Annotated in this window: 23 protein-coding genes; 8 read left to right on the top strand and 15 right to left on the bottom strand. The window is 47.6% G+C overall.

All coding sequences use genetic code 11. The features are described 5' to 3' along the window. Positions 1–19 precede the first annotated feature (19 nt). The 7 genes from K8U60_RS12875 to K8U60_RS12845 all read right to left on the bottom strand — a co-directional run bounded on the left by K8U60_RS12875 (position 20) and on the right by K8U60_RS12845 (position 6,899). Entirely contained in the window at positions 20–1,153 is a 1,134-nt protein-coding gene (locus K8U60_RS12875) for a bifunctional cystathionine gamma-lyase/homocysteine desulfhydrase (protein WP_223640052.1), read from the bottom strand. Further along, a complete protein-coding gene (locus tag K8U60_RS12870) occupies positions 1,153–2,085 on the bottom strand; it encodes a PLP-dependent cysteine synthase family protein (protein WP_223640049.1) in 933 nt (310 codons plus the stop codon). The genes K8U60_RS12875 and K8U60_RS12870 overlap by 1 nt, the downstream gene beginning before the upstream one ends. An 11-nt stretch (positions 2,086–2,096) precedes the next feature. Further along, a complete protein-coding gene (locus K8U60_RS12865; RefSeq protein ID WP_223640035.1) occupies positions 2,097–2,570 on the bottom strand; it encodes an S-ribosylhomocysteine lyase in 474 nt (157 codons plus the stop codon). Between the two features lie 19 nt (positions 2,571–2,589). Further along, the gene (locus tag K8U60_RS12860; RefSeq protein WP_223640033.1) at positions 2,590–3,225 is read right to left on the bottom strand and encodes a class I SAM-dependent methyltransferase; all 636 of its coding nucleotides are present in this window, start codon (positions 3,223–3,225) and stop codon (positions 2,590–2,592) included. A gap of 252 nt (positions 3,226–3,477) precedes the next feature. Continuing rightward, positions 3,478–4,119, bottom strand: coding sequence for a YczE/YyaS/YitT family protein (locus K8U60_RS12855; RefSeq protein ID WP_223640030.1), 642 nt, complete (start codon positions 4,117–4,119; stop codon positions 3,478–3,480). 66 nt (positions 4,120–4,185) lie between these two features. Further along, complete coding sequence (gene ybaK / locus K8U60_RS12850) at positions 4,186–4,677, bottom strand: Cys-tRNA(Pro) deacylase (RefSeq protein ID WP_223640027.1); 492 nt, start codon at positions 4,675–4,677, stop codon at positions 4,186–4,188. A 62-nt stretch (positions 4,678–4,739) separates the two neighbouring features. Beyond that, positions 4,740–6,899 (bottom strand): DNA topoisomerase III, encoded by a 2,160-nt coding sequence (locus tag K8U60_RS12845; RefSeq protein ID WP_223640024.1) that lies wholly within the window; start codon positions 6,897–6,899, stop codon positions 4,740–4,742. A 265-nt stretch (positions 6,900–7,164) separates the two neighbouring features. Here K8U60_RS12845 and K8U60_RS12840 point away from each other — a divergent pair, with 265 nt between their 5' ends. Further along, positions 7,165–8,103, top strand: a complete 939-nt coding sequence (locus K8U60_RS12840; protein ID WP_223640021.1) for a nuclease-related domain-containing protein — start codon at positions 7,165–7,167, stop codon at positions 8,101–8,103. A 159-nt stretch (positions 8,104–8,262) separates the two neighbouring features. Here the strand turns inward: K8U60_RS12840 and K8U60_RS12835 are convergent, their stop codons facing one another. Together K8U60_RS12835 and K8U60_RS12830 are read right to left on the bottom strand one after the other, a co-directional pair. Next, a complete protein-coding gene (locus K8U60_RS12835; protein WP_223640018.1) occupies positions 8,263–8,826 on the bottom strand; it encodes an NADPH-dependent FMN reductase in 564 nt (187 codons plus the stop codon). A gap of 152 nt (positions 8,827–8,978) precedes the next feature. Next, positions 8,979–10,802, bottom strand: coding sequence for a cation:proton antiporter (locus K8U60_RS12830; protein WP_223640015.1), 1,824 nt, complete (start codon positions 10,800–10,802; stop codon positions 8,979–8,981). 147 nt (positions 10,803–10,949) lie between these two features. Here K8U60_RS12830 and K8U60_RS12825 point away from each other — a divergent pair, with 147 nt between their 5' ends. Continuing rightward, positions 10,950–11,132: an SE1832 family protein gene (locus K8U60_RS12825; protein ID WP_142827060.1), complete on the top strand. Its 183-nt coding sequence runs from the start codon at positions 10,950–10,952 to the stop codon at positions 11,130–11,132. Positions 11,133–11,169: 37 nt separating this feature from the next. After that, a complete protein-coding gene (locus tag K8U60_RS12820; RefSeq protein ID WP_223640012.1) occupies positions 11,170–12,735 on the top strand; it encodes an ABC-F family ATP-binding cassette domain-containing protein in 1,566 nt (521 codons plus the stop codon). Positions 12,736–12,777: 42 nt separating this feature from the next. Here K8U60_RS12820 and K8U60_RS12815 read toward each other — a convergent pair whose 3' ends face one another. The 3 genes from K8U60_RS12815 to K8U60_RS12805 form a co-directional block, all read right to left on the bottom strand. Further along, complete coding sequence (locus K8U60_RS12815; RefSeq protein WP_223640009.1) at positions 12,778–14,232, bottom strand: phospholipase D family protein; 1,455 nt, start codon at positions 14,230–14,232, stop codon at positions 12,778–12,780. Positions 14,233–14,362: 130 nt separating this feature from the next. After that, positions 14,363–14,899: an RNA polymerase sigma factor gene (locus K8U60_RS12810; protein WP_223640006.1), complete on the bottom strand. Its 537-nt coding sequence runs from the start codon at positions 14,897–14,899 to the stop codon at positions 14,363–14,365. Positions 14,900–15,595: 696 nt separating this feature from the next. Then, entirely contained in the window at positions 15,596–16,840 is a 1,245-nt protein-coding gene (locus K8U60_RS12805; protein ID WP_223640003.1) for a CNNM domain-containing protein, read from the bottom strand. Positions 16,841–16,989: 149 nt separating this feature from the next. Here K8U60_RS12805 and K8U60_RS12800 point away from each other — a divergent pair, with 149 nt between their 5' ends. The 4 genes from K8U60_RS12800 (at position 16,990) to K8U60_RS12785 (ending at position 21,124) form a co-directional block, all read left to right on the top strand. Then, positions 16,990–18,366 carry a dipeptidase gene (locus tag K8U60_RS12800; RefSeq protein ID WP_411730366.1) on the top strand — a complete coding sequence of 459 codons (1,377 nt, stop codon included), beginning with the start codon at positions 16,990–16,992 and terminating at the stop codon, positions 18,364–18,366. Positions 18,367–18,444: 78 nt separating this feature from the next. Further along, the gene (locus K8U60_RS12795) at positions 18,445–19,017 is read left to right on the top strand and encodes a glycerol-3-phosphate acyltransferase (protein WP_223639987.1); all 573 of its coding nucleotides are present in this window, start codon (positions 18,445–18,447) and stop codon (positions 19,015–19,017) included. Between the two features lie 94 nt (positions 19,018–19,111). Beyond that, on the top strand, positions 19,112–19,969 hold the full coding sequence (locus tag K8U60_RS12790; protein WP_223639985.1) for a DegV family protein: 858 nt from the start codon (positions 19,112–19,114) through the stop codon (positions 19,967–19,969). A gap of 135 nt (positions 19,970–20,104) precedes the next feature. Then, positions 20,105–21,124 (top strand): DUF2804 domain-containing protein, encoded by a 1,020-nt coding sequence (locus tag K8U60_RS12785; RefSeq protein ID WP_223639982.1) that lies wholly within the window; start codon positions 20,105–20,107, stop codon positions 21,122–21,124. A gap of 108 nt (positions 21,125–21,232) precedes the next feature. On the opposite strand, the gene K8U60_RS12780 is transcribed toward K8U60_RS12785, so the two are convergent. Beyond that, positions 21,233–21,946 carry a glycerophosphodiester phosphodiesterase gene (locus K8U60_RS12780; RefSeq protein ID WP_223639979.1) on the bottom strand — a complete coding sequence of 238 codons (714 nt, stop codon included), beginning with the start codon at positions 21,944–21,946 and terminating at the stop codon, positions 21,233–21,235. 10 nt (positions 21,947–21,956) lie between these two features. Then, a complete protein-coding gene (gene kynA, locus K8U60_RS12775; protein WP_223639976.1) occupies positions 21,957–22,811 on the bottom strand; it encodes a tryptophan 2,3-dioxygenase in 855 nt (284 codons plus the stop codon). Positions 22,812–22,948: 137 nt separating this feature from the next. On the opposite strand from kynA, the gene K8U60_RS12770 reads away from it, so the two are divergent. Then, positions 22,949–23,464, top strand: coding sequence for a YusW family protein (locus K8U60_RS12770; protein ID WP_223639972.1), 516 nt, complete (start codon positions 22,949–22,951; stop codon positions 23,462–23,464). 93 nt (positions 23,465–23,557) lie between these two features. On the opposite strand, the gene K8U60_RS12765 is transcribed toward K8U60_RS12770, so the two are convergent. Then, positions 23,558–24,403 (bottom strand): GNAT family N-acetyltransferase, encoded by an 846-nt coding sequence (locus K8U60_RS12765; protein WP_223639969.1) that lies wholly within the window; start codon positions 24,401–24,403, stop codon positions 23,558–23,560. Positions 24,404–24,441 lie beyond the last annotated feature (38 nt).

Genomic DNA, 24,441 nt, shown 5'->3' with positions numbered 1-24,441 from the left:
TTATTAGGCGGTTTGTCACTTATTTTAAAGCATTTTCCAGATCTTCGATCAAATCTTCAACATCTTCGATTCCGACTGAAATTCGAACGAGTCCTTCGACGATGCCCAACTCGCCACGGCGTTCAATAGGAATTGAAGCATGGGTCATTTGTGCCGGTACGGAAATCAAGCTTTCCACGGCGCCTAAACTTTCAGCCAAGGTAAAGTATTTCAGCTTCGCCAATAATTCTCCGGCCTTTTCCTTGCTGCCTACATCAAATGAAATCATGCCACCGAAACCAGTCGCTTGTTTCTGCATTAATTCGCGTCCTGGATGGCTTTCAAGTCCTGGATAGATGACTTTGCCGACGGCGTCATGCGCTTCCAAAAACTCTGCAATTTTCTGTGCATTGGAATTGGCTTCTTCCATGCGTAAGCCCAATGTCTTCAATCCACGGATCAGCAGCCAAGAATCCTGCGGCCCTAAAATCGCACCGATGGAGTTTTGCACAAAGTGGACCTCTTCAGCAAGTTCCGCTGAATTGACGACAACCAAACCTGCTACGACATCACTATGCCCGCCGATGTATTTGGTCGCACTGTGCACAACAATGTCAGCACCCAAAGCAATCGGATTCTGCAGGTAAGGCGTCATGAACGTGTTGTCGACAATCGTCAGCAGATCCTTCGATTTAGCGAAGGCAGCGACCGCTTCGATATCTGTCACTTTCAACAGCGGATTGGTCGGTGTTTCAATGAAAATCGCTTTGGTATTTTCTTTGACTGCCGCTTCCACTTCCGCCAGGTTGCCGGTATCGACAAACGTGAATTCCAAGCCGAAACGGTTCAGTACTTTATTGATGACACGGTAGGTACCGCCATAAACGTCGTCTGTCAGGACGACGTGGTCTCCGGCTGAAAACAGCATCATGACTGACGAAATCGCAGCCATCCCTGAACCGAATGCAAAACCGGCGTGGCCGAATTCCACATCCGCGATCAATTCTTCCAGTGCATGGCGTGTCGGATTGCCTGTCCGTGAATATTCATAGCCTTTAAATTTGCCGACCGCTTCCTGCTTATAGGTGCTGACCTGATAGATCGGCGTAGACACGGCGCCTGTCGCTTCATCTCCGACAATGCCACCGTGGATTAATCTTGTTTTTGGTTTCATTACTGATCCTCCTCAAAACTTCTGCTATAAATATTTTGGCTCATATAACGTTCGCTTGAGTCAGCAAAGACAGTCACAATATGGCTTCCCGGCGTAGCAGTTTCCGCTTCCCTGAGCGCTGCTACAAAAGCTGCACCGGAAGAGCTTCCTACTAATAAACCCTCGTTTTTTGCCAACTCGCGAACGGCCATAAATGCTTCTTTATCCAGGATGGTGTGGATGGCTTCAAAATAGCTCTCATCCATGTAATCCGGCAAAAATTCCATGCCGATGCCTTCCGTCAAATGTGGTCCTGATGGCCCGCCGTTTAAAATCGAGCCTTCCGGTTCCACAATGACGGTTTTGATGGCTGGCTTTTTTGATTTCAAATAACGCGCTGTGCCCATGAAAGTGCCTCCGGATCCTGCCCCGGCAATAAAAATATCGATTTCACCGTCTAGCGCTTCCCAGACTTCCGGCCCAAGTGTCCGGACATAGGTTTCGGGATTGGCTGGGTTGGAAAATTGGGAAGGGGAAAATGCCCCTTGCTCTTCCACCAGTTCCTTGGCTTTTTCGATTGCGCCTTTGATACCCTTTTCAGTCGGCGTATTAATGACTTCCGCTCCCAATGCGCGCATCAGCCCCTGTTTTTCCTGGCTGAATTTTTCAGGCACTACAAATTTCACGTGATAGCCTTTGCCGATGGCGGCGATCGCCAAACCGATGCCGGTGTTGCCGGCTGTCGGCTCGATCATCGTACCGCCCGGTTGGAGCAGCCCGCGTTTTTCAGCATCTTCAATCAACGAAACGCCCAAACGGTCTTTGACGCTGCCGCCGGGGTTAAAATACTCCAGCTTGGCAAAAATGCGGCAGCCGTTCGGAATTTCGCTGTGTGTCAGTTCCAACAGTGGCGTATTGCCGATCAGTTGTTGAATTTCAGTAACATAGTTCATCGTTATTCTCCTTAGATCGCTTCATCCGCGAAGACTTGGCGCCATTGGTCTTTTTTCGCCAGCATTTCACGCGCCAGTTCTTTTGCGCCTTCTAAGCTATGGCTCGCAGCCCAACCGCATTGAACTTCATTGCATGCCGGCACTTCGTCCGCTTCGATTACATCCTTCAATGTGTTTTCAAGAATGCGGAGAATGTCTTCATAATCGTCATGGTTGATGACGGACAGGTAATAGCCGGTCTGGCATCCCATTGGCCCGATATCCACAATGTTATCTGAATGGTTGCGGCTGTGTTCTGCCATCATATGCTCAAGGGAATGAAGTCCGGGCATATCCATATGTTCTTTGTTCGGCTGTTTGAAACGGATATCGTATTTGCGGATCGTATCGCCTTTGGCTCCAGTTTTTTCTCCTGCGAGGCGTACATATGGCGCCACTACTTTTGTATGGTCCAAGTTAAAGCTTTCAACATTCATTTTTTTCATCTCAATCGCTCCTTGTTTCTTATTTTTTCGTTGCATCAATCAGAAATACGTAATTGTTCAACTTCGACAATTCTACCGTAAACCCTGCATCTGTAATCAATTTTTCCATGACAGGCACCGTGGTGTAATATTCCCGGTTCAAGTCCTCTACTAGATTAGCATGACCTCTTGCTTGTTCAAATGCAATTATTTCCTTTTTAGCATCTTCTGATTCGAATAGCGTATCTGCGAAAACCACTTTGCCGCCTGCCGGCAATTGCTCCGCATAAATCTGGAATGCCCGTGCTTTTTCGGCATCCGTCAAATGATGGAAGGCGTAAGAGCTGACAAAGCTCTGCGGTGTGACGCCTGCCTCAAATTCCAGAAAATCTCCGTCTGTGACTGTCAGGTCTTTCAGTTTTTCCGCGACCACTTCACGCATCGCCTGATTCGGTTCGATTCCCACCACTTCCAGGCCACGGGCAAGAAGTTTTTCGGTCAGGTTTCCCGTACCGACACCGAATTCCACCACCGGACCAACTGCCGCATCGGCCACTGCCTGCAGAATTTCATTATATTTTACGAATACATCCTTGTATTCCTCATCTTTTCCATTAACTGAATCATCATACGTATGAACCCATTCATCAAAGATTTCTACAAATTCACGTCCCATAAAAATGCCCCTTTATGCTTATATTTAATAAAACCAATAGAGTTACTCGGCTTTATTTATACCATATCAGCAGAGCGGTTTCAACTATATGAGACGGATGGAAGATTCAGCTTATTTCCTGCATAGCGTCAAAAGGAAGCCAGGCAACGTACACCTGGCTTCCTTTTTCGTTTGCCCCATCAATGGGCCATCGCTGCAGATTTCATTTGTATAAAAACAAGCTTTCCTGTTTTCATTTTAAGCTGGCCCAGCTCAAATTTTGAGCACAGGCGGAACTTCTTCTTTTCTGCCGATGAGCGTCACCAGCAGCTTTTCAAATTGCGGCAGGGAGATTTGCACGATCCTCCCGGTCAGCAACGCGACAGCAATGGTACCGACTCCGACCGGTCCACCGAGCAGCCAGCCGAGCAAGGCGACCCCCACTTCGATCCCCGCCCGCACGACGCTGATGCTGAGTCCGGTCTTTTCAACGAGCATCATCATCAGGCTATCCCGCGGCCCCGCTCCGATTTTCGGCGACACGTAGAGACCGACGCCATAACCCGAAACGACGATTCCGGCCGTCAAAATCAGGATTTGCCCGACCAGTGTGTGGATGTCCGGAATCAGGAAGTTGAAAATATCGATGAAGACGCCGATCAGCACCATATTCAGGAAGGTGCCGATCTGCGGAATTCGCCGTGTGAACAAAGCGGTGCTGGCAATCAGCACAAACCCCGCGATGACCGACCAGGTGCCGATCGTCAATCCGAAATTCAGGTACAGCCCGACATGGAGCACATCCCATGGTCCGATGCCCAGTTTGCTGCCTTTGATGGTCATGGTGAAACCAAGAGCGAGCACGATCAATCCGACAATAAAAAACAGCCAACGGTAAAACAACGAACGCTTCATCCAAATCCTTCTTTCTGCTAGTATGATATGAAAAATCCACCCATTCGAAAAGAATGGATGGAGGCCTCATTGACCGGAGGCTGTTAATTCGGCAAACTGGGCATTTGTCACACGGGCCAGTTCGACAGGAGCCAGTTTCAGCTGCATGCCGATTTTGCCGGCGGATATGATCATTTCGGGCAATTGTTCCGCTTCTGCTGAAAGGAATGTCGGAAACGGTTTTTTCATCCCGACAGGTGAACAGCCCCCCCGGATGTAGCCGGTCAATGACAGAATGTCTTTGGACGGTGCCATGTCGATTTTCTTTTCGCCGGCGGCTTTGGCCGCTTTTTTCAAGTCCAGCTCTTCTGCAACCGGAATGACGAACACAAAAGCCTGCTTTGACGCACCGATCGCCACCAATGTCTTGTAGACAAGGTCAGCAGAGGCGCCGATTTTAGCGGCAACAGAAACGCCATCCACTTTGCCGTCATCTGTACTGTAATGAAGCAGTTCGTAAGAGATTTTCTCTTTGTCGAGCATGCGTGCCGCATTGGTTTTTGCAATTTTCTTAGCCATGGCGTTTTCTCCTTATTTGAAAACTCTCTTCGTCACAGCATACCATCTTCACCAACGGGTTTCTATTCAGTTTGGCCCAATAATTTTTTCAATGCATCGGCCATTGCCGTATTTTGCGGCGCTTCATCCTGCTGGTTCAAGTATTTATTGACGTCTTTCTTATTGGCTTTTGACTGGCCGGATTTTTTGCGTTTTTCAAAGGCCGACAGCTTCTCGCGATGTCCGCATTTGCAGACGAAAATCTTGCCGTCGCCTTCGCCCTGCATCTCGAGTTTCTTGTGGCAGTTCGGGCAGCGGGCATTGGTCTGCATTGCCACATTCTTTTTGTAGCCGCAGTCACGGTCCTGGCAGACATTCATCTTGCCGCGCTTGCCGTTGACTTCAAGAAGTGGTTTGCCGCAATCCGGGCACATTTTGCCGGTGATGTTGTCGTGCTTGAATTTCTTGTCGCTCTTCTTGATGTCCGACACCGATTTCTCGGCGAAGACGATCATTTCTTTGATGAATTCTTCTTTTTTCAATTGGCCCTTGGCGATCTTGGTCAATTGCTGTTCCCAGTCGGCTGTCAGTTTCGGTGACTTCAAGTCTTCCGGAACAAGCTCGAGCAGCTGGCGGCCTTTTGACGTGATCGTCAGGTCCTTGCCTTTTTTCTCGATCAGGAAGGTGTTGAACAATTTATCGATGACATCCGCACGCGTCGCAACCGTGCCGAGGCCACCTGTTTCGCCAAGTGTCTGGATCAGTTCTTTCGATTCGCCGCTCATGAACTGCGCCGGGTTTTCCATAGCGCCGAGCAGCGTTCCTTCATTGAAGAAAGCGGGCGGCTTGGTTTTGCCATCAGTCAGGGCGATGCCTTTGATGGCCAGCTTCTGGCCGTTTTCAAACGGCGGCAGCGTCGTATCGTTGTCGTCGCCTTCATCTTTGTAGACGCGTTTCCATCCTTCATTGCGGATCGTATTGCCTTTCGCCTGGAAGGTTTCCCCGCCGGCAGTCAGCTTGACGGTCGTCTGGTCGTACTCATACTGCGGATAAAATACCGCGAGGAAGCGCTTGACGATCATGTCGTATAATTTATGCTCTTTGTCGGACAAGTCATGCAGCGGCGGCGTTTCTTCCGTCGGGATGATGGCATGGTGATCGGAAACTTTGCCATCGTCGATGACGCCTTTTTGCGGCGCCACCGGATTTTTCAGGATCATCGCGGCCAGGCTGCGGTAAGGTCCCATCTGCACCGCCTTGACGCGGTCTTTCAAAGTGTCGCGCATATCGCTCGTCAGATGCTTCGAGTCGGTCCGCGGGTAGGTCACGATTTTGTAGCGCTCGTACAGGTTCTGCAACGTGTTGAGCGTCTCTTTCGCCGACCAGCTATAGCGCTTGTAGGCTTCTTTCTGCAGTTCGGTCAAGTCAAATAAAGGCGGTGCCGGCTGGCGTTTCGGCGTGATTTTGATATCCGTCACCGTGCCTTCATGCGTATTCTGGAGTTTATTGAACAGCTGGTCGACTTTGTCCTTGTCGAAGGATTGCGTCGAGTTGCCGTCCGTCCAGGTGAAGGCGGCCTTGTCGGTAATCGCCTGCATGCCGTAATACGGCTTCGGCTGGAAATTACGGATCTGCTGCTCACGTTCGGCAATCATCGCCAGTGTCGGCGTCTGCACGCGGCCAGTCGACAATTGCGCATTGTATTTGACGGTCAGCGCGCGCGTCGCATTGATGCCGACCACCCAGTCCGCTTCCGCACGCGCGACAGCTGCCGCGTAAAGGTTTTCGTAAGCTTTGCCATCTTTCAGGTTATTGAAGCCGTCTTTGATGGCTTTGTCGGTGACGGACGAAATCCATAACCGCTTCACAGGCTTGCGCGTATTCGTTTTCTCCAGGATCCAGCGCGCCACCAGCTCGCCTTCGCGCCCGGCGTCTGTCGCGATGATGACATCTTTGACATCGCCGCGCTGCAGCTGTGATTTAACCGCATTGAACTGTTTCATCGACTGCTTGATCGGCACCAGCTTGAACGGCTTCGGAATGATCGGCAGCGTGTCCATCTTCCATTCCTTAAAGTCGTTGTCGTACTGCTCCGGCTGGGCATGCGTCACCAAGTGGCCAAGCGCCCACGTGACGATATACTGCTTGCCTTCCAGGTACCCGTTGCCTTTTTGTTCGCATCCGAGAACACGCGCAATATCACGCGCCACGGACGGCTTTTCTGCTAAAACGATTGATTTCATTTGGATTCACCCTCATTTCTGATGTGGTTATTGTAACATTTTCTGATTTTAAAGGAAAAAAATGCGCCAGAATCATATTTTCCGTTCTATGGAATATATTTAAAGTTTTGCGAATCGTATTTCAGAACTTATGGAACGTATTTCACTCCCAATGGATCGTATCCAGTTAAAACTGCATTACCTTGAAAATAAAGTCGGAATATTCTTGATTTCATTAGTCGATAACGCTATATTATTTTAAACTCCCTTGAAAGGAATGATGTGTTTGCAACTGTTTGAACGCCGGCGGCCCAATATCCTTATTTATTTGGAAGCACTGCTGGCCCGCACCCCTTTTCATCATCCAACGTATGCCGATGTAAAAGAAAAAGTGAGGACGTGGACCGCTGGATATGCCGGCGAAAGGTGGTTTGACCGAATCTGGCATGATTATGCAAGCGATGAAGTCTTCAGAGTTATCCCCGACTATGCCATTCCTGCTCATCAAATGGATGCTGTCTGTGTCTTTTCCAAATTCATTGCCATCATAGAGATTAAAAACATCGGTGGAGTTATTGAAATGGACGGAACGACTCGGCAATTCACCCGAACACTACATACAGAAACCATGGGTATGAGAAATCCCGACGATCAGCTTTATCGCCACGAAAAAAAGATCCGGCAGCTGACCAACTATAAGATTCCTGTTATCGGCATTGTTGTATTTACAAATCCCTCAAGCATCCTCAAGCTCGAAGCTGTTGAACGACGAGTTATCCATCTCTCTGGGTTTCCATTTGTATTAGATCAATTGATTGAACAACATGCCACCTACCCGTCATTTGATGTTCCCCAACTATGCGATCTTCTCCTGGCTTACCAATGTCCGCCCACAGCCTATCAGTCCGAACCCATTACTTTCCCATTACAAACCGGTGTTTTTTGTTCCGCATGCTCTTTTTCGAAAATGGTCTATTCCCGCGATTTATGGCGGTGCCTCAATTGCAGCAACCGGCAGCAGGATGCCCATTTATTAGCCCTACAGGATTATCGCTTATTAGTTGCGGACACTATTTCAAATCAGGAATTCCGGAGCTTTACGGAGATGGAGTCAAGGTCGAACGCTGTGAAAATTTTAAAGCGTTGCGGTTTCAAAACTGTTGGCAACTATAAAAGCCTCAGATATATGATTCCTGAGATGGACTTGCGGAATAAAGCCAAATAGGGAGGAAAATCGTATTTCGGGCTCAATGGATCATATATGCGTGGCTGTGGATCGTATCCTATTCCTAACGAGTCGTATTTCCAGGCTTATGGAACGTATTTCATTTCCAGCGGAACACAAACAAAAAAACCTCCCACACAGGGAGGTTTTTCTTATCAATCAATGATTATCCAGCGTTTCCTTCGATAGATGCTTGCTCATCTCGGCGTATTGCACGAAGACACGCGCCAATTCGCGCAGGCGGTTGTGGACGTCTTCGTTGGTGATGGTGTTGGTTTCGTCGAAATGGCTGCTGTGGGTGTAGACGTAGTTCGGCGTCACCAGGCAGCGGAAGTAATCGAGAATCGGCTTGAGCTGGTTTTCAATGACCAGATGATGCTGATACGTGCCGCCGTTCGCCACGATCGATACCGGCTTGTAGCGCATCGTGCGCGGATGCAGCATATCGAAAGTGTTTTTCAAAACACCGGGAATCGACCCCTGGAAAATCGGGGACGCGATGATATAGCCGTCAGCGTCTTCAAAGCGGCGGACGATTTCCTGCATGCTGTCGTTGTATTCGCCGAGTGGGCGGCCATCGACGAATTGATGGTCATAATCGGCCAGCTTTAATATCGTCAATTCCATTTCGGGATTGAATTCTTTGATGTAGATCTCCACCTGCTCCAGGATAGCCCCGGTCTTGCTCCCCAGAATCGTTCCGTCTACTAATAAAACCTTCATAATCCTATGTCCTCCTCAGAATGCGTAAAGTAACTGTCGGTTGTCTGTTTTGAATTCGTATCATTACAATAAAATCCGCAACAATCCGTTTGTTTTCATCATAACAAACCCTGTTTCACAATACGCATCGAAAAGCTTAGAAGGGAATGATTTCATTCTTTAGACTGAGTGGCGAGTTTGAAGCGTTTGTTTTCCAAGCGCTCTTGTGCACGGTCCGACTGGCGGGCCGGTGAAGTGAAGCTGACAACGGTATCTCCAGCTTTCGGCTCAAGCTTATTGTTTTGAGCGAAGAATTCAATTTTTCCTTGTGGCCGCTGGATAAAGAGCGGAATGTTTTCGCCGGTCCATTTGCCTTGGAAATCTTCAAAACTGAACCGCTCCGTCAACTGCGTTTTGCGCATCGTATAACCTTCTTCCGTCTTCATCTCCAATTCGTGGATGTTCCACGTCTCCCCGAACAGGGTCCGTCCGCTCAATGAGGAGTGGAAATCGGCCGGATCTCCTTGGTGAATGGCCGTCTGGTACAGATTTGCCCGGCCCAGTTCCGGTACGAAGTTATTGACGACAAGCGCATTGTAGGAATCGGTTTCAGTGGCGACGATCATTGTCTCATATGGCGTCAATTCCACTTCGTAATCTGTGTGCTCCGATAGGATTTCACCGGCATAAGTCTTCAAGCCAACCTGACGGGCTCCTTGGAGACGGCCCCAGGACGGATCCATGATCAACACGTTTTTATTGAGATTAGCCAGTGCTTCGCCAAGCTTGGTTGCGAATCGGCTGGCACCCACGATGATGATGCCCGGATCGTCGGCTGTCGCCAGGCCAAGCTTTCTTCCCAGCCAGCCGATGGTGAAGCCGTGGACCACAACCGTCGAAAAGACCAGCGCGAATGTCAGGGCGGTCAGCAGTTCTGCATCCGCGAAACCGGCATCGAGCAGAACTCCCGCAAAATAACCGGAAACCGTCAATGCCACAATTCCGCGCGGCGCAATCCAACCGACCAGTGTTTTTTCCTGAAGGGTCAAATCGGTGCCGATCGTCGACAGCCAGATGGACAGTGGACGAACGACGAACAACGTCGCCAAGACGAATGAAATGATTTGCCAATTGAAGATTCCGATCAATACATCAAGACTTAAAGAAGCCGTCAGCATGACAAAAATACTGGAAATCAACAGGACAGAAATATTTTCCTTGAAATGGCGCATGTCGTTGATCGAGGCGATGTTCATATTGGCCATGATCATGCCCATAGCGGTAACTGCCAACAGCCCCGTTTCGTGCATAATCAGATCCGACACGACAAATGTCAGCAGCACCATACCGAATACCATCGGGGCTTTCAGAAATTCCGGGACCTGTCCTTTCTCGAACATCAGCCCCATCAGCCCCCCTGCTCCTGCGCCAAGTGCGGCGGCAAAAAGCGAGGCCAGGAAGAACAGGCCAAAAGCGGCGGCTGTTTCGTCGCCATTAGCGAACAGCACAAACTGGAACGCAAACAAAGCCAGCAGTGCCCCGAAAGGATCTACGATAATGCCTTCCCATTTCAAGATGGCGGCTGGTCGCGATTTCAGCTTTGCCTGCCGAAGCAGCGGCAGAATCACCGTTGGGCCGGTGACGATGAATAGTCCACCGATGACAAAGGCTACCGCCCAGGACAATCCGGCGATATAATGCGCTGCCAGCGACCCGACGATCCAGGCGATAAAAGCACCAAGTGTAACGATCCGTAAAATCGGTTTGCCGAAAGTGCGGATTTCCTTGAAATTCAAGTTCAAGCTGCCTTCAAACAAGATGATGGCGACTGCCAACGAAATAAAGGGATTGAACAGATCTCCGAAACTTTCAGCCGGATGGATCACTTCGAAAATCGGTCCGACAAGGAGACCCGCGATCGACATCAGGACAATGGCAGGAAGCTGAAGACGCCAGGCGACCCATTGGGAGAGCACTCCCAGAAAAATAATTAGCATCAAGTCGAATAATAGGGTATCGATGGCAAGTCACTTCCTTTTGTTCTTTTTTTGGAATTATACAGGTTTTATATAATGAATGAAAATCGTTAAGGATTCAACTTTTGTGTTTTTGTGTTACAATGGTAGAAAAATAAGGATGATTTTGTGAACAAGCAGGAATTGGAATACGCGATTGCTGAGCTGAAGATGGATTATGTGCGCCATCAAGGTGATATCGAGAAGCTGGAAACGACTGGACATGCCGGAATGGTAGAGAAAGCGGAATTGCGTTTGGAAAAAATGGAACTACAACTTGCGGAATTAAACCAAAAACTCGCGGATCTGTAACCGCGATTTTTTTTATGATAATGGAGGAATTTATTAAATGAGTTTATTGACAGTAGAAAATTTAAGCCACACGTTCGGTGACCGGACCCTTTTCAACGATGTATCGTTTCGATTGGTCGAAGGTGAACATGTAGGATTAGTCGGGGCCAATGGCGTCGGGAAATCGACAATGATGAATATTTTAACAGGCAAGATCATCCACGATGACGGGCGCGTTGAATGGCAGCCGCGGACCCATTACGGTTACTTGGACCAGCACACCCAGCTGCAGTCTGGACGCACAATCCGCGAAACCCTTCAGGACGCGTTCCTGCCTCTTTACCAGAAAGAAGCGGAATTGAACGATGTCGCCATGCAAATGGGTGATGCCGATCCTGAACGGCTGGAAGAACTGCTTGAGCAGATGGCGGAAGCACAGGACGCTTTGGACGCTGGCGATTTTTACACATTGGACGGCAAAGTCGAAGAAATTGCACGCGGCTTAGGCCTTGATGCAATCGGGCTTGACCGCAATGTGGAAGCTCTTTCCGGTGGACAGCGCACCAAGCTGCTATTGGCGAAATTGCTTCTTGAAAAGCCGAAAGTATTGCTTTTGGATGAGCCGACCAACTATCTGGACGAAGAGCATATTCAATGGCTCGTCAATTACCTGAAGAACTATCCGCATGCCTTCCTGTTGATTTCTCATGATACGGAATTCATGAGCAGTGTCACAAGCGTCATTTTCCACTTGGAATTTTCACGTCTGACGCGTTATACAGCGACTTACGAAAAATTCATCGAACTTGCTGAGCTGAGCAAGCAACAGCATTTGGACGCTTACGAAAGACAGGAAGACATGATCAAGAAAACCGAAACCTTCATCGCGAAAAACAAAGCACGCGCTTCTACAACCGGCCGTGCCAAGTCACGCCAGAAACAGCTGGACCGCATGGATCGTATCGACAAACCGGAAGTTGCGGCAAATCCGCAATTTGCATTCAAGGAAACACGCAGCCCGAGCCGCTACGTCGTTGAAGCCGAAGCGCTTTCCATCGGCTATGACAAGCCGCTCTTGCCACCATTGACCTTTATGATCGAACGCGGTGAAAAAATTGCCCTTGTCGGTATGAATGGTGTGGGGAAATCGACTTTGCTTAAAACGATGCTCGGCAAAATCAAGCCTTTGGACGGCGATGTGCTTCGCGGTGAATATTTGACTCCGAGTTATTTCGAACAGGAAGTCAAAGCACCGACGCATACACCACTCGATGAAATCTGGGCAGCTTATCCGAGTATGGACCAAGGCCAGGTGCGCGGCGCTCTTGCCCGTACTGGTTTGAAGAACGAACATATTTCGCGTCCAATGACTCAACTGAGCGGTGGCGAACAAGCCAAAGTCCGCCTTTGCAAATTGATGATGGAAGAAAGCAATTGGCTGATTTTCGATGAGCCGACCAACCACTTGGATATCAATGCAAAAGCTGAACTAAAACGGGCGATGCAAGCTTATAAAGGCACCATCGTTCTGGTAAGCCATGAACCTGACTTCTACGAAGGCTTGGCAACAAAAGTCTGGGACGTTGAAGAATGGATTACAGCCGGCAAACCGGTACAATCGTAATAACAAAAAAGCCTCTTCCGGTTTTTCCGGAAGAGGCTTTTTTCAATACGTCGTCAATTTGAACAGTTTTTGGAATCCATAGATGCCGCGTTGCCAAAATGTGAAGTCATCTTGGTATTCTTCAGTATCCAATGTATATAAGGCATCTTCATTGTTCCAGAGCCGATCAAAATAAGTTTCCATATCTCCAGTCAGTTCGCTGTCGTTTGGCGCCACAATCCTGATATTGCTTTCCAGATTATAATCATTGAACGCCCGCTCGGTGTAATTTGTGGACCCGCCCGAAACGATTGTTTCGTCCGATGTTTGGATCATGATGGATTTTGTATGGAATTGTCCGACAACCGCATTATACCAGCGTACCTGCAGACGATCTTCCGTTTCAGCCAACATCTCATGGACCACCGGCCGGTTCGGTAAACCTGTCTTTTCAGTACCAAAAGCATTTTCATTGGCGTCCAGGATCAAGCGGATCTCCACTCCGCGATTGGCTGCGTCCGTCAAAGCCTTGACCACACTGCTTTCAGCGATGTAGAACATCGCCAATTGGATGGTGTCGCCTTCTGCCGTTTTTTCAATATCCGAAAGCAAAGCATCCAACACTTTCCGTTCCGTCAAGTATTGCACTTGATAGTCTCCCTGTTGTTCAGCCACTTCGATTCTGGGCAGCTCCGGCCCACCTGAAAATCGGGATACGGCTTCCTCTGCTTCCAAAATATCATTGACAACCGGTCCGCTGACCTTAAAGGCCATATTGCCATGCAAGCCACTGGCATTATGGGGATTCGCCGAACTGATCAATGCCTCATTTTCCGTAATGACCGTTTTCCGGTGATTGGCTTTAATATTCATCATCTTCAAGTAAGAAGACAAGGTTAAGTCAGGTGCATCACTCGACATCCCGTTCGGTACCCAGCCTTTTCCGCCAGCATCAAACCATTGGAAAATCACCCGGTAAAATCCCGAATACAGTGGCGTAGAATCTCGCAGCTTGTCCAGGTCTGTCGTAATGACTTCGACGCCTTCGTCTTCCAACGTGCCCAAAAATTGATTTTCATAAGATCCGTAGCCAAAGTTCAGCGGATCTGTAATAAAATAGATAGGGAAATCCGGATTTCCTTCTTTTTTGTCGAGTAAATGATCCGTCAAAGTTTCCGATACCGCTGGAAAGTCCGTATCCTGGTCATTGTAATTATCAAAAAGGAAAAGATCCAGGACGATGAATTCTTCCGCCTCATCGATCATGTCATAAATTTCATTGAATATCCGTAATTCGCTTTCAGTTTCCATACCTTCTTTATCTTGCGCGTAAGATAAATCATAAATCATTTCAACCTGTTCAACTGCATGGAGGTCACCTGCGCTTGAAATCCCTTCAGGCAAAGGCTTGAAAGTCTGCCACACGATGACTGCGATATACAGGAATGCCAGAATACCGACGGTGCCCATAACAATCCGCCTTCTTCTGCTCCAATCCTGAAACTTCTTCTTTTTCATGGACTTTCCCCCTCCTGTTTATTATAACCAGTAAGAGAATAAAATCCTTATAATATTTCCCATAAAAAAATCACCGAATTTGTTGGCAGTTTCCGACAATTCCGGTGTTGCAATATACGTTTTTTCAATTTTAAATAGCTACCACATATTCGCGTGTACGATCGTCTTCCATCAGCATGTCTTTCAAGCGCTGCTTACCGCGGAAAAGGCGGGATTTCACTGTTCCAATCGATACTTTCATCGCGTCTGCGATTTCAATCAGCGAATATTGATGGACGTAGAAATAGAGGATCGTCGTGCGGTAAATCGTGTCCAGCTCTGAAATCTTGTGGCGGATCATGACAGATACATCCTGTTTCTCAAGCAATTCAGCTGCACCGGCTGAATCAGAAGGAATCAGATCCAATAACGAAACATCCAAGCCTTCTGGCTGTTGAATCAGGTGTTTGCTGCGCCGTACATTTTTGCGGTAACGATCACGGAACGTATTCATGCAGATTGTCGTCAACCATGCCTTTACATGATCCACTTCAGCAATCGAAGATTCATAGCGTACAACCTTCAGCCAAACTTCCTGCATCAAGTCCTCCGCTTCGGCTTTATTGCGTGTCAGTTTCAAGCATAAATGATAGATGTAGCGATTATATTCTGTGTATAAGGTTTCCATGATCGTGCCCCCGTCCGTTCTGCTTGTCCAGCGGAGCTGTTGTTGCTTCCGCTTTCTCTTATATCCTTATCTTGACGGAAGTTTACCTTTCACTCTATCGCTTCTACTTTCATTTCCCTTACAAAGGTGTAATATAGGGAACTTTTTATAAACCGGGTTTCTCCTCGTTTGAATCCAGCCTGAACGAAAAACCCCCTGTCCGAGGACAGGGGGTTTGAGCTTGTAGACAAAAGAATATTGATGTCATTTAAAGAATGAATATACATTTTATTATGTTTATACCGGATCCTGTGCTTCAGGCGGACGCTTTCCGCGGGCTCGCCGCCTTGCGCTCCGGATCCTTGAGTGAAGGAGTTACCAGGTTTGTTGTGATTATTTTTTCTAAAATTGACTAGCAAGTTTCTCTCTTTAATTGAAGCAATACACCCCCAAGCGGGCTGGCCACGAAGACTCCTGTGGGACAGCGATAGCTGAAGACCCCGCAGGAAAGGCATTGGCCGAAACTTGTGAGGTCAAGCCTTTGCGACGAAGCTAGCGCAGCGATGCAGGAGCATGGGTTTTCCAGTGACGAGGAGGCTGAAGCTGAGCCCACGGAAAGCGGAGTGGCCGGACCGCTTGGGGATTATGCACCCCTATACATTTTGGTCAAACTTTGTCTACAGTCTGAAACCCCCTGTCCGAGGACAGGGGGTTTCTCTATGCTAACACTTCTTCTTTATCTGTTTTTGTAATGGTTAAGCGCACAATACGGTTACGGTCCATTTCGTTGATTTCAACGTGAAGGTTTTCATAGGTGAACTGTTCCCCTTCGTCCGGCACATGCCCCAACTGCTGCATGACAAAACCGGCGATGGTATCGTGGTCATTGGGTACTTCCACTTTGAACATGTCATTGACGTCTTCAATTTCAAGACGGCCATGGCATGACAATAAGGTGTCCGTCATTTCAAAGACCAGTTCATCGTCTTCTTCATCTGTTTCATCTTCGATATCCTGGCCGATCATTTCTTCGATAATGTCTTCGTGCGTGACAATTCCAAGCGTTCCACCGTATTCATCCAAAATAACAGCCATATGCTTTTTCTTCGCCATCATCATCTTAAAGACTTTTTCAACGCTGACCGACTGGACTACAAATAGCGGGTTATCGTCCATCAATTCTTCCAGTGTCAAGTTCGGATTCATTGACCATTCGATCAGTTTCTTCGAATAAAACAAGCCGACGACATTGTCCATGCTTTCTTCATAAACCGGATAGCGTGTGTAGGAGGAATCCAGGATCAAGTCGCGAACTTCTTCATAGGTCGAGCCGATTGCAATGCCCACTGTATCGGTTCGGTGAGTCGACATGACGTCCGATACGTCTTTATGGGGGAAATCCAAAACCCCTTTGATGCGCTCGGATTCACCTTCTTCAAACGTACCTTCCGTCGATGCAATGTCAACCATCGTCCGCAGCTCTTCTTTTGTCATAGTCGCTTCCTTCACCGAACCTTTGGAGATGATGCGGATAAAAATATTCGTGAATTGTGCCAGCAACCAGGTCAATGGCATCAGAATGACGACCAGGAAACTGATGACCGGGAATACAATGTAAGCTACTTTATCAGCAAATGTCGCCGCAATTGTTTTCGGCAGCACTTCTCCGAAGATAATAAGGACAATCGTCAGAATAGCCGTCGCAAGCCCGACTTCCCATCCCCTGGTAATTGCAATAGTGGTCACTAAGGTCGGAAGCATGATGTTGGCGATGTTATTGCCGATTAAAATTGTCGTAATCATTCGGTCCGGCTTCGCAATTAATTTCTGCAGTTTCTGCGCCTTGGCGTCACCCTGCTCTGCGCGAAGATGGACCTTCATCCTATTTACTGCGGTCAATGCCGTTTCGCTTCCGGATAGGAAGAACGACATCACCAAAAAGATACCTAATGCTATAAACAATTTTATTTCCTCCAGTGCCTTAAACACATAATTTTACGAACTCTTTCCGTAGTAAACACTATACCACAGCCAATTTCCACTTGTCGAAAACCAAAACTTGGTATGTTATAATTTTTTCATACTCAAAATACACGAATCGAGGGATCCTGATGAACGCTCAAGCGATAGACCAATACTTCAAAGACAACCGGGAAGCACACCTGGACGAATTAAAAACGTTTTTGCGCATCCCTTCTGTCAGCTCTTTATCCGAACATAAAGCGGATATGCAAAAAGGGGCTGAATGGCTGATCACCGCATTTGAAAGTGCTGGCCTGGAAAACGCAAAAATCGATGAAACCGATGGACATCCGGTTGTTTATGCTGACTGGCTGCATGCAGAAGGCAAACCGACCGTATTGGTTTATGGCCATTACGATGTCCAGCCAGTGGATCCACTGGAGCTGTGGGAATCTCCTCCATTCGAACCGCAAGTGCGCGACAACAAACTGTACGCCCGTGGCGCAAGTGATGACAAAGGCCAGGTATTCATGCACATCAAAGCTGCTGAAGCTCTTCTGAAACTGAATGGCGAATTGCCGGTCAACATCAAATTCATCATCGAGGGCGAAGAAGAGATCGGCAGTCCCAATCTTCCGAAATATGTCGAAGAAAATCAGGAATTATTGAAAGCTGATGTCATCGTCATTTCCGATACCGGCATGCAAGGGCCCGGACGCCCAGCTGTCTGTTACGGATTGCGTGGGCTTGCCGGCATCCAAATCGATGTCAAAGGGCCAAAAGGCGATCTGCATTCCGGACTATACGGCGGCGCAGTCCAAAATCCACTGCATGCCATCGTTGAAATCCTGCAATCGTTCCGTGACCAGGAAGGCTTGATTCAAGTGGACGGTTTTTACGATGACGTACTCGAAGTCTCCGATAAAGAGCGTGAAGAATTTGCAGCGCTTGAATTCGATCTTGAGCATGAGAAAAAAGAGATCGGCATTTTAGAAGACTTCGGCGAAAAAGGCTATTCTTTTGTAGAGCGCACATGGATTCGTCCGACACTCGAAGTCAACGGCATTACCGGCGGCTTTTCGGGTGAAGGCATCAAGACCGTTTTGCCTGCAGAAGCCAGCACGAAAATCACCTGCCGTCTGGTGCCGAATCAGGATCCCGACGATATCGTCGCAAAATTGAAAGCGCATGTGGAATCCCATAAACCTGCAGGCGTCTCAGTTGAGATTTCCGAGTTCGACAAAGGGAAACCTTTCCTCACTCCTTTCGACCATCCTGCGATCCAGGCAGCCGGCCGCTCGTATGAAAAAATCTATGGTGTACCGACTGCATTCACCCGCATGGGTGGCTCCATTCCAATCGTTGCTGCATTCGATGAGATTCTTGGCTTGCCGATCGTCTTGATGGGCTTCGGGCTTGCTTCAGAGAATTTCCATGCACCCAACGAACATTTCCATCTGGAAAACTTCGATAAAGGCCTTCGTGTCATCAGCGATTATCTTTTCGAAACTGCAGAGCTAAACTAAACTTTTCCATCAAGGCCTTCCCGCTCTGCAGGGGAGGCCTTTCTACTCTGCTTTACTATCAAAATTGGAGGCTTCCTCATGATCGCATACTGGCTATTTTCTTATTTTATCGGTAATTTTTTGACAGCCTGGTGGATCGGCAAATGGAAAGGCGTTGATCTGCGGCAGCAGCGCAGCGGCAACCTGGGAGCTCGGAACGCCGGTGCCATCCTTGGAAAATCTGCTTTTATTTTGACTTTTCTTGGTGATGCCGGCAAAGGGGCACTGGTTGTCTGGATCGGCTTCTTTTTCGATTTCCCGATCTGGGAAATCGCTGTTGCGGGTCTCGCTGTCATTCTTGGCCATCTATTCCCGTTTTGGCTCAAATACCGCGGTGGCAAAGGAATTGCCGCTTTCATCGGTGTCACGTTCTGCTTAACGCCGGATTTGTTTTTGGCGATGCTCATTCTCTTCCTGGCATTTTATCCTTGGCTCAAAAGCGCGACACTTTCGATGCTTGCCAGCTTTTCCGGTTTTATCGCAATGGCCCTCATCCTTCAGGTCTGGCTCATTATCTGGCCCTTGATTGCAGCTGTTTTTATTATTGTAATTAAACATAAATCCGATATTATAGAATCGTTCAACAACCGATTCCGCGCTTCTTCTTTGTAAGTAATTCACCTTCGACGGCTATTGCTACCGCAGAAATATTATCCATGTTATAGTTTTTGTATTCTAACTATTCTAAAAAGACGGGGGTTATATCATGAAAAAGCCGATTGCGTGGGTTATGGATACCACAGGATTTGTTACAGAGGAATTCAAGGCCCATCCGGACGTCTACATTGTTCCGTTGAACATTCATTTTGGGACCGAAGAATACATTGATGATGGGGTGCATCTGACGAATGACGAACTTTATCGACGGATAAAGGAGGCATCCGAATTCCCCAAAACCTCCCAACCATCCGCCGGTAAATTTGCCGAACTTTACGACAAACTCAAAGAAGAATATGAATGCGCAATTGCCGTCCACGCTTCTGCAAAGCTCAGCGGAACGATTGCCTCTTCTACTGCCGGCGCTGAAATGAGCGAGTTTAAGGTCTATGCAATCGACTCACTCGCGCTATCCTATGGCTTGTCAGGATTGATCGAGCGTGGCCTCAAACTTCAGGAGCAGGGACTTGAAGCTGAAGAAATCGCGCAACGCCTGGAAAAGGAAACTGCAAATTTCCGCAACTACATTTTGATCGGCAATCTGACACAGTTATACAAAGGCGGCCGAATGAGCGGTGCCCAGTATTATTTGGGAAGCCTGCTGCAGATTAAACCGATTGTTCAGCTTACTTCTGAAGGTGAACTCCAGCCGATCGACAAAGTCCGATCCCACAAAAAAGCAATTCAATATTTGATCAATCATGCGAAAAAAGATTACGAGGAGTTTGGCATCCGACACTTCCAGATCATGCATGGCCATGTGATGAAAGAAGCCGAAAGCCTAAAACAAGAAGTGTTGAAAGAGATGCCGGATGCTGAAATTCTAATCGGAGACTTGAGTTCATCACTTGCTGTCCATGCAGGAGAAGGAACACTTGCCTTCCAGTGGAGACGGGACGCTTTGTAAAAGAAAACTGCGACTAATGACATATACGTTATTTTTATTTTTCAGACTTTTCGGCTGAACCGGCCCTCCCTAAACGGATATTCCTCTTTTGTTCTGCTACAATAAGAGTAGAAGAATGATGGTGAGGTGGATTTAATGCAACATGTGGAACGAGAGCTTACTGAATTTGTAAAACTTTGTGATGCAAGAGGCCAATTAAATCCAAAAGCCATTGGGTATGCCAAACAGCCATTGGTGGAAAGCAATTTACGCGGCAATTTTATGCGGAAGAAAAAGTGGAATTATTGGTGTGTGTTCGGAGATGAAATCCTGTTTTCGGCTACGATTTCCCATCTGGATTATGCAACTGTCTGCTTCGTGTACTTCCTTAATTACGAAACGCAGCGGTTTTATGAAAAAACGATTGTAGTTCCTTTCACGCGACATGTAAAACTATCTGAAAACGCATTGGATCCTTGCTATTTCCGCAGTGAAACCATGACAATCGAATCAGTATATAGTCAGGACGCTACACATTTAACAGTCAGCGTCAAAGAATTTGATGGAGAAGATCTGGAAGCGCTTTTAGTCATTTCCCATCCCGAAGATTATGAATCCTTAAACGTCGTGGTCCCTTGGAATCGCCAAACTTTCCAATTCACCGGCAAACATACATCCCTGCCGGTCAGTGGGATGGTGAAAATCGGCAGCCAACAGTTTGAATTTGAAAAACTCGATAGCTTTGCCGTATTGGATTACGGCCGCGGCGTCTGGCCGCGGGAATCCGTTTGGAACTGGGGAATGGCATCCCAACGCTCGCTCGGAAAAGTGATCGGCCTGAATTTAGGCGGTAAATGGACCGATGGCACAGGAATGACCGAGAACGCTTTTTTCGTAAATGGCAAAATGACGAAAATCCATGAGGATGTTTTGTTCCATTACGATAAGGAAGATTATAAGAAGCCGTGGCTGATCCACAGCAAATTTTCCGATGATGTCAGACTGACGTTCTCCCCATTTTTTGAACGTGTTTCCAAAACCGATGTGCGTCTCGTCAAATCGGAAGTCCATCAATGTTTCGGCTATTATAATGGTTATGTCCGTTATCCCGATGGCAAAAAACTGAAGATCACCCAGCTTCTCGGTTCCATCGAGGAGCATTACGCCAAATGGTAAACCAAAAAGACGAATCGGAGAAATCCGATTCGTCTTTTTTAAGGAAAAAATATAAACTATACAAGTGGTGGAGCAATTTCATCAAAATATAATTACGTAGTTTAACTATCAGCTGAAATGTGCCAGCATCTTTTCGGGGTAATCCGTAAAGATGCCGTGGACTCCGATTTTTTGCAGTTCTTCTGCGTAAGTCTGGTCATTGACTGTATAGACATAGACTATGGCACCCTTGCGCAAAGCGTCTGTAGTCATTCTTCTGAACGCCGATGGCAAGGAAACATGGATTCGCTTCGTCCCAACAATACGGGCATAGTCGTAGACATCCACCAGGACTGCAAAGGTCAGGATGGCGCTTTCCACTTGTTTTCCCAGGACAATGGATTGAACGTCTTCGTGGTTAAAAGAAGAGATCAGCACACGATCCGTAAATCCGCGCTTTGCAGCCAGATCGACCACTTTATCGGCTAATCCATCGTACGGGAAGACATCTGTCTTCAATTCGATATTCAGCCGATGGTTGGTTTCTTCAAAAATATCGAATACTTCGTCCAAGGTCGGAATTTTTTCATCGTTCCATTCTTCGGAATACCAGGAACCGCAATCCAGCTCCCTCAGTTCTTTTAAAGTCATTTCTTTTACATAACCTTTGCCATTTGTCGTGCGGTTAACTTTTTCATCGTGAATGACAACGATTTCGCCGTCTTTGGTTAAATGCACATCAAGCTCGACACCCGTAATCGGCAATTCAGCCGCTGCACGAAAGGCTACTAATGTGTTTTCCGGATAATTCCCTGAGCAACCTCTATGCGCGTAAATCTTCACAAAACCCCTCCTAAATATCTGTCCGTATTTCCCATAATTCCGGGAAGAAATATTGATCAAGAACTTTCTTCAAATAGTTGACTCCTGATGAGCCGCCAGTTCCTTGCTTAAATCCAATCACGCGCTCCACTGTCTTCATATGACGGAATCGCCATTGCTGCAGCCAATCTTCAATATCCACTAATTTCTCTGCCAATTGGTACAACTCCCAATAGGTATCCACATCGCGATAGATGGTTTTCCATGCTTCGCGCACACTTTCGTTGGATTCGTAGACCATGCTGACGTCCCGTTCCAGTATTTCCTGATCGATGGCAAATCCGCTTCTGGCCAGTTTTTGGATCGCTGCATCATAAAGGCCCGGCGCATTGAATGCCTTTTCAAGTTCCACATGAAGCGGCGCATCTTTTTCATAGATCTTCAGCACATGTTTAGTTTTGTAGCCAAGGGCAAATTCAATCATTCGATACTGATAAGACTGAAATCCACTGGCATTCCCCAAATCATCGCGGAACTCCATGTATTCAGCAGGCGTCAGCGTCGACAGCACATCCCAGCCTTGGATAATTTGCGATTGGATGCGTGACACCCGTGCTAATTGCTTGAAGGCCGGCTGCAGATCGTCGTTATTGACATTGTCGATGGCCGCCTGCAGTTCATGCAAAATCAGCTTCATCCATAGCTCTGAAACCTGGTGGATGATGATGAATAAGGTCTCATCATGATGTCCACTGACCCCTTCCTGGGCTGTCAACAGCTTGTCCAAGTGCAAGTATTCCCCATAAGTCATGCTTTCCTTGAAATCTGTGCGGATGTTCTTTTCGGCTGCTGCGGCGATATTCTGTCCATTTTCGTAGTTGTTCATCAAAGTTGCTCCGTTCAATCTCGGCTTGTTCTCTGCTGGGCTCAGTTGGTGCCTTTTCTATAAGCTATTGATTAATTCCAGAAAATTCGGGAATGTGCATAGTAATAAGTATAAGCTAAGGGAAAGGATGAAATCAGATGATCTTCAATAAAAGAAATATAATGGCGCCTCTGCTGTTTTCTTCTGCTTTGCTGTTAGCCGCCTGTGGTGATGACGAGCAAGTAACGGAACCTGTGGACAACGAAAGCCAAGAACAGCCTGCCGATCCTGGAGGCACGGAAAATGCCTCTCCTGAAGGCGGATTGGACCAGGACAGCATCGGTGGCGAAACATTCGGTTTCACCGAGCTCGACATCAATGTCGACTACCCTGATATGGATGATATGATCGAAATCAGCTATGAGGAGGACCGCGATAAAGTTGAAGCTGAATTTAAAAACCAGATGACGGAAACGGATTTATCTGGAAATGATGCCATGGATGAAATTGAACCCGGACTCAGCCAATTGGAGCTGACAACGGATACTTCCGATGACGAAGTCATCACACAAGTCATTGACGCTTTTGGGATTGAGGACGGATTTACTGAAATTGAAATCGAAGTCACATATCCTGACGGCACAGATAAAGAATACAGACAAACCAGCAATTGATTCAGTCTCTGGATAAACTTTAAGCTTGTGTTGCATCAAAACCCATTCGCTTACCCGCCTTACCTGAGCCGGGAACCTGCGGATGGTTTTTTGTTATACGGTTTTACGCTTCCAATAAGAAATGGTTTGTATCCGCATGAATCCTGATTTTTCGTAGACATGTAATGCTTCATTATCCGTTTCGACATCCAACAGGACTTTCGTCAACCCCCGCTCGGAAGCAAGCACCCGGCACCATTTCAAAAACGCTTTGCCATAGCCCCTGCCTTGGTGAACAGGATGCACAGCAAAAGCCGTCACCCACAATGCCCCTTCTTCAGTCAGCAGCGTGGCAGTGGCAACCAGCTGGTTTTCTTTCTTAAGCAGCCAAATCTCCCTTTCCAGATCCACCAAATTATGCTCCAGAATCGGCAGGATCGTATCATCAAATGCCGCCGTCAGCAACTCGGCCAGCGCTTCATCTTCCCCTTCGTAAGGAACAATTGCCAGTCCTTCAGGCAAAGGATTTCCGGATAATGGTTCTGCAGAAAGAAGGATTTCATTGAAGTCTGGACCGTAGCCGATCTTTTCCATGAATGCAGCAATTTCGGTGTCGTCTGCAAAAGCCGCCAACTCGCTTTCAGCCTGGCGCTGCGACAAGGCGTGGGATACACCATCTGCCAAAGCCGTCCCAAGCGAAATTCTGCGGTAATCCGGATGGACAAACAGTGACCACTCGTAATGATGCAGCCCGACCATATCCGCCGCTGCGGCAAAGCCGATCAGTTCTTCCTGATCCGTGTAGGCAATCACAGCAAAGCCTCTTGCCTCCGCTGCTCTCCATAGGGATGGATGAAGGACCATTCTTTGCTGTTCCGGCAGTTCTTCCAGCAATTGTGCCATGTCCCTCGCTGTTTGTTCATCTACCGGAAATGAAACGATTGATAACGATAAATCCATTGGGATGCCTCCTCAGCTTATGCGTTAACATTCAATGG

Source organism: Planococcus circulans (assembly GCF_020023385.1).
GTDB lineage: Bacteria > Bacillota > Bacilli > Bacillales_A > Planococcaceae > Planococcus.
Note: the sequence above shows the minus strand (reverse complement) of the source record. Positions and strands in the feature narration are given on the sequence as shown.

Excerpts from the sequence above, each read along its gene's own strand:
- K8U60_RS12875 (WP_223640052.1), bottom strand. The coding sequence starts at position 1,153 with ATGAAACCAAAAACAAGATTAATCCACGGTGGCATTGTCGGAGATGAA.
- K8U60_RS12870 (WP_223640049.1), bottom strand. The coding sequence starts at position 2,085 with ATGAACTATGTTACTGAAATTCAACAACTGATCGGCAATACGCCACTG.
- K8U60_RS12865 (WP_223640035.1), bottom strand. The coding sequence starts at position 2,570 with ATGAAAAAAATGAATGTTGAAAGCTTTAACTTGGACCATACAAAAGTA.
- K8U60_RS12860 (WP_223640033.1), bottom strand. The coding sequence starts at position 3,225 with ATGGGACGTGAATTTGTAGAAATCTTTGATGAATGGGTTCATACGTAT.
- K8U60_RS12855 (WP_223640030.1), bottom strand. The coding sequence starts at position 4,119 with ATGAAGCGTTCGTTGTTTTACCGTTGGCTGTTTTTTATTGTCGGATTG.
- ybaK (WP_223640027.1), bottom strand. The coding sequence starts at position 4,677 with ATGGCTAAGAAAATTGCAAAAACCAATGCGGCACGCATGCTCGACAAA.
- K8U60_RS12845 (WP_223640024.1), bottom strand. The coding sequence starts at position 6,899 with ATGAAATCAATCGTTTTAGCAGAAAAGCCGTCCGTGGCGCGTGATATT.
- K8U60_RS12835 (WP_223640018.1), bottom strand. The coding sequence starts at position 8,826 with ATGAAGGTTTTATTAGTAGACGGAACGATTCTGGGGAGCAAGACCGGG.
- K8U60_RS12830 (WP_223640015.1), bottom strand. The coding sequence starts at position 10,802 with ATGCTAATTATTTTTCTGGGAGTGCTCTCCCAATGGGTCGCCTGGCGT.
- K8U60_RS12820 (WP_223640012.1), top strand. The coding sequence starts at position 11,170 with ATGAGTTTATTGACAGTAGAAAATTTAAGCCACACGTTCGGTGACCGG.
- K8U60_RS12815 (WP_223640009.1), bottom strand. The coding sequence starts at position 14,232 with ATGAAAAAGAAGAAGTTTCAGGATTGGAGCAGAAGAAGGCGGATTGTT.
- K8U60_RS12810 (WP_223640006.1), bottom strand. The coding sequence starts at position 14,899 with ATGGAAACCTTATACACAGAATATAATCGCTACATCTATCATTTATGC.
- K8U60_RS12800 (WP_411730366.1), top strand. The coding sequence starts at position 16,990 with ATGAACGCTCAAGCGATAGACCAATACTTCAAAGACAACCGGGAAGCA.
- K8U60_RS12795 (WP_223639987.1), top strand. The coding sequence starts at position 18,445 with ATGATCGCATACTGGCTATTTTCTTATTTTATCGGTAATTTTTTGACA.
- K8U60_RS12790 (WP_223639985.1), top strand. The coding sequence starts at position 19,112 with ATGAAAAAGCCGATTGCGTGGGTTATGGATACCACAGGATTTGTTACA.
- K8U60_RS12785 (WP_223639982.1), top strand. The coding sequence starts at position 20,105 with ATGCAACATGTGGAACGAGAGCTTACTGAATTTGTAAAACTTTGTGAT.
- kynA (WP_223639976.1), bottom strand. The coding sequence starts at position 22,811 with ATGAACAACTACGAAAATGGACAGAATATCGCCGCAGCAGCCGAAAAG.
- K8U60_RS12770 (WP_223639972.1), top strand. The coding sequence starts at position 22,949 with ATGATCTTCAATAAAAGAAATATAATGGCGCCTCTGCTGTTTTCTTCT.
- K8U60_RS12765 (WP_223639969.1), bottom strand. The coding sequence starts at position 24,403 with ATGGATTTATCGTTATCAATCGTTTCATTTCCGGTAGATGAACAAACA.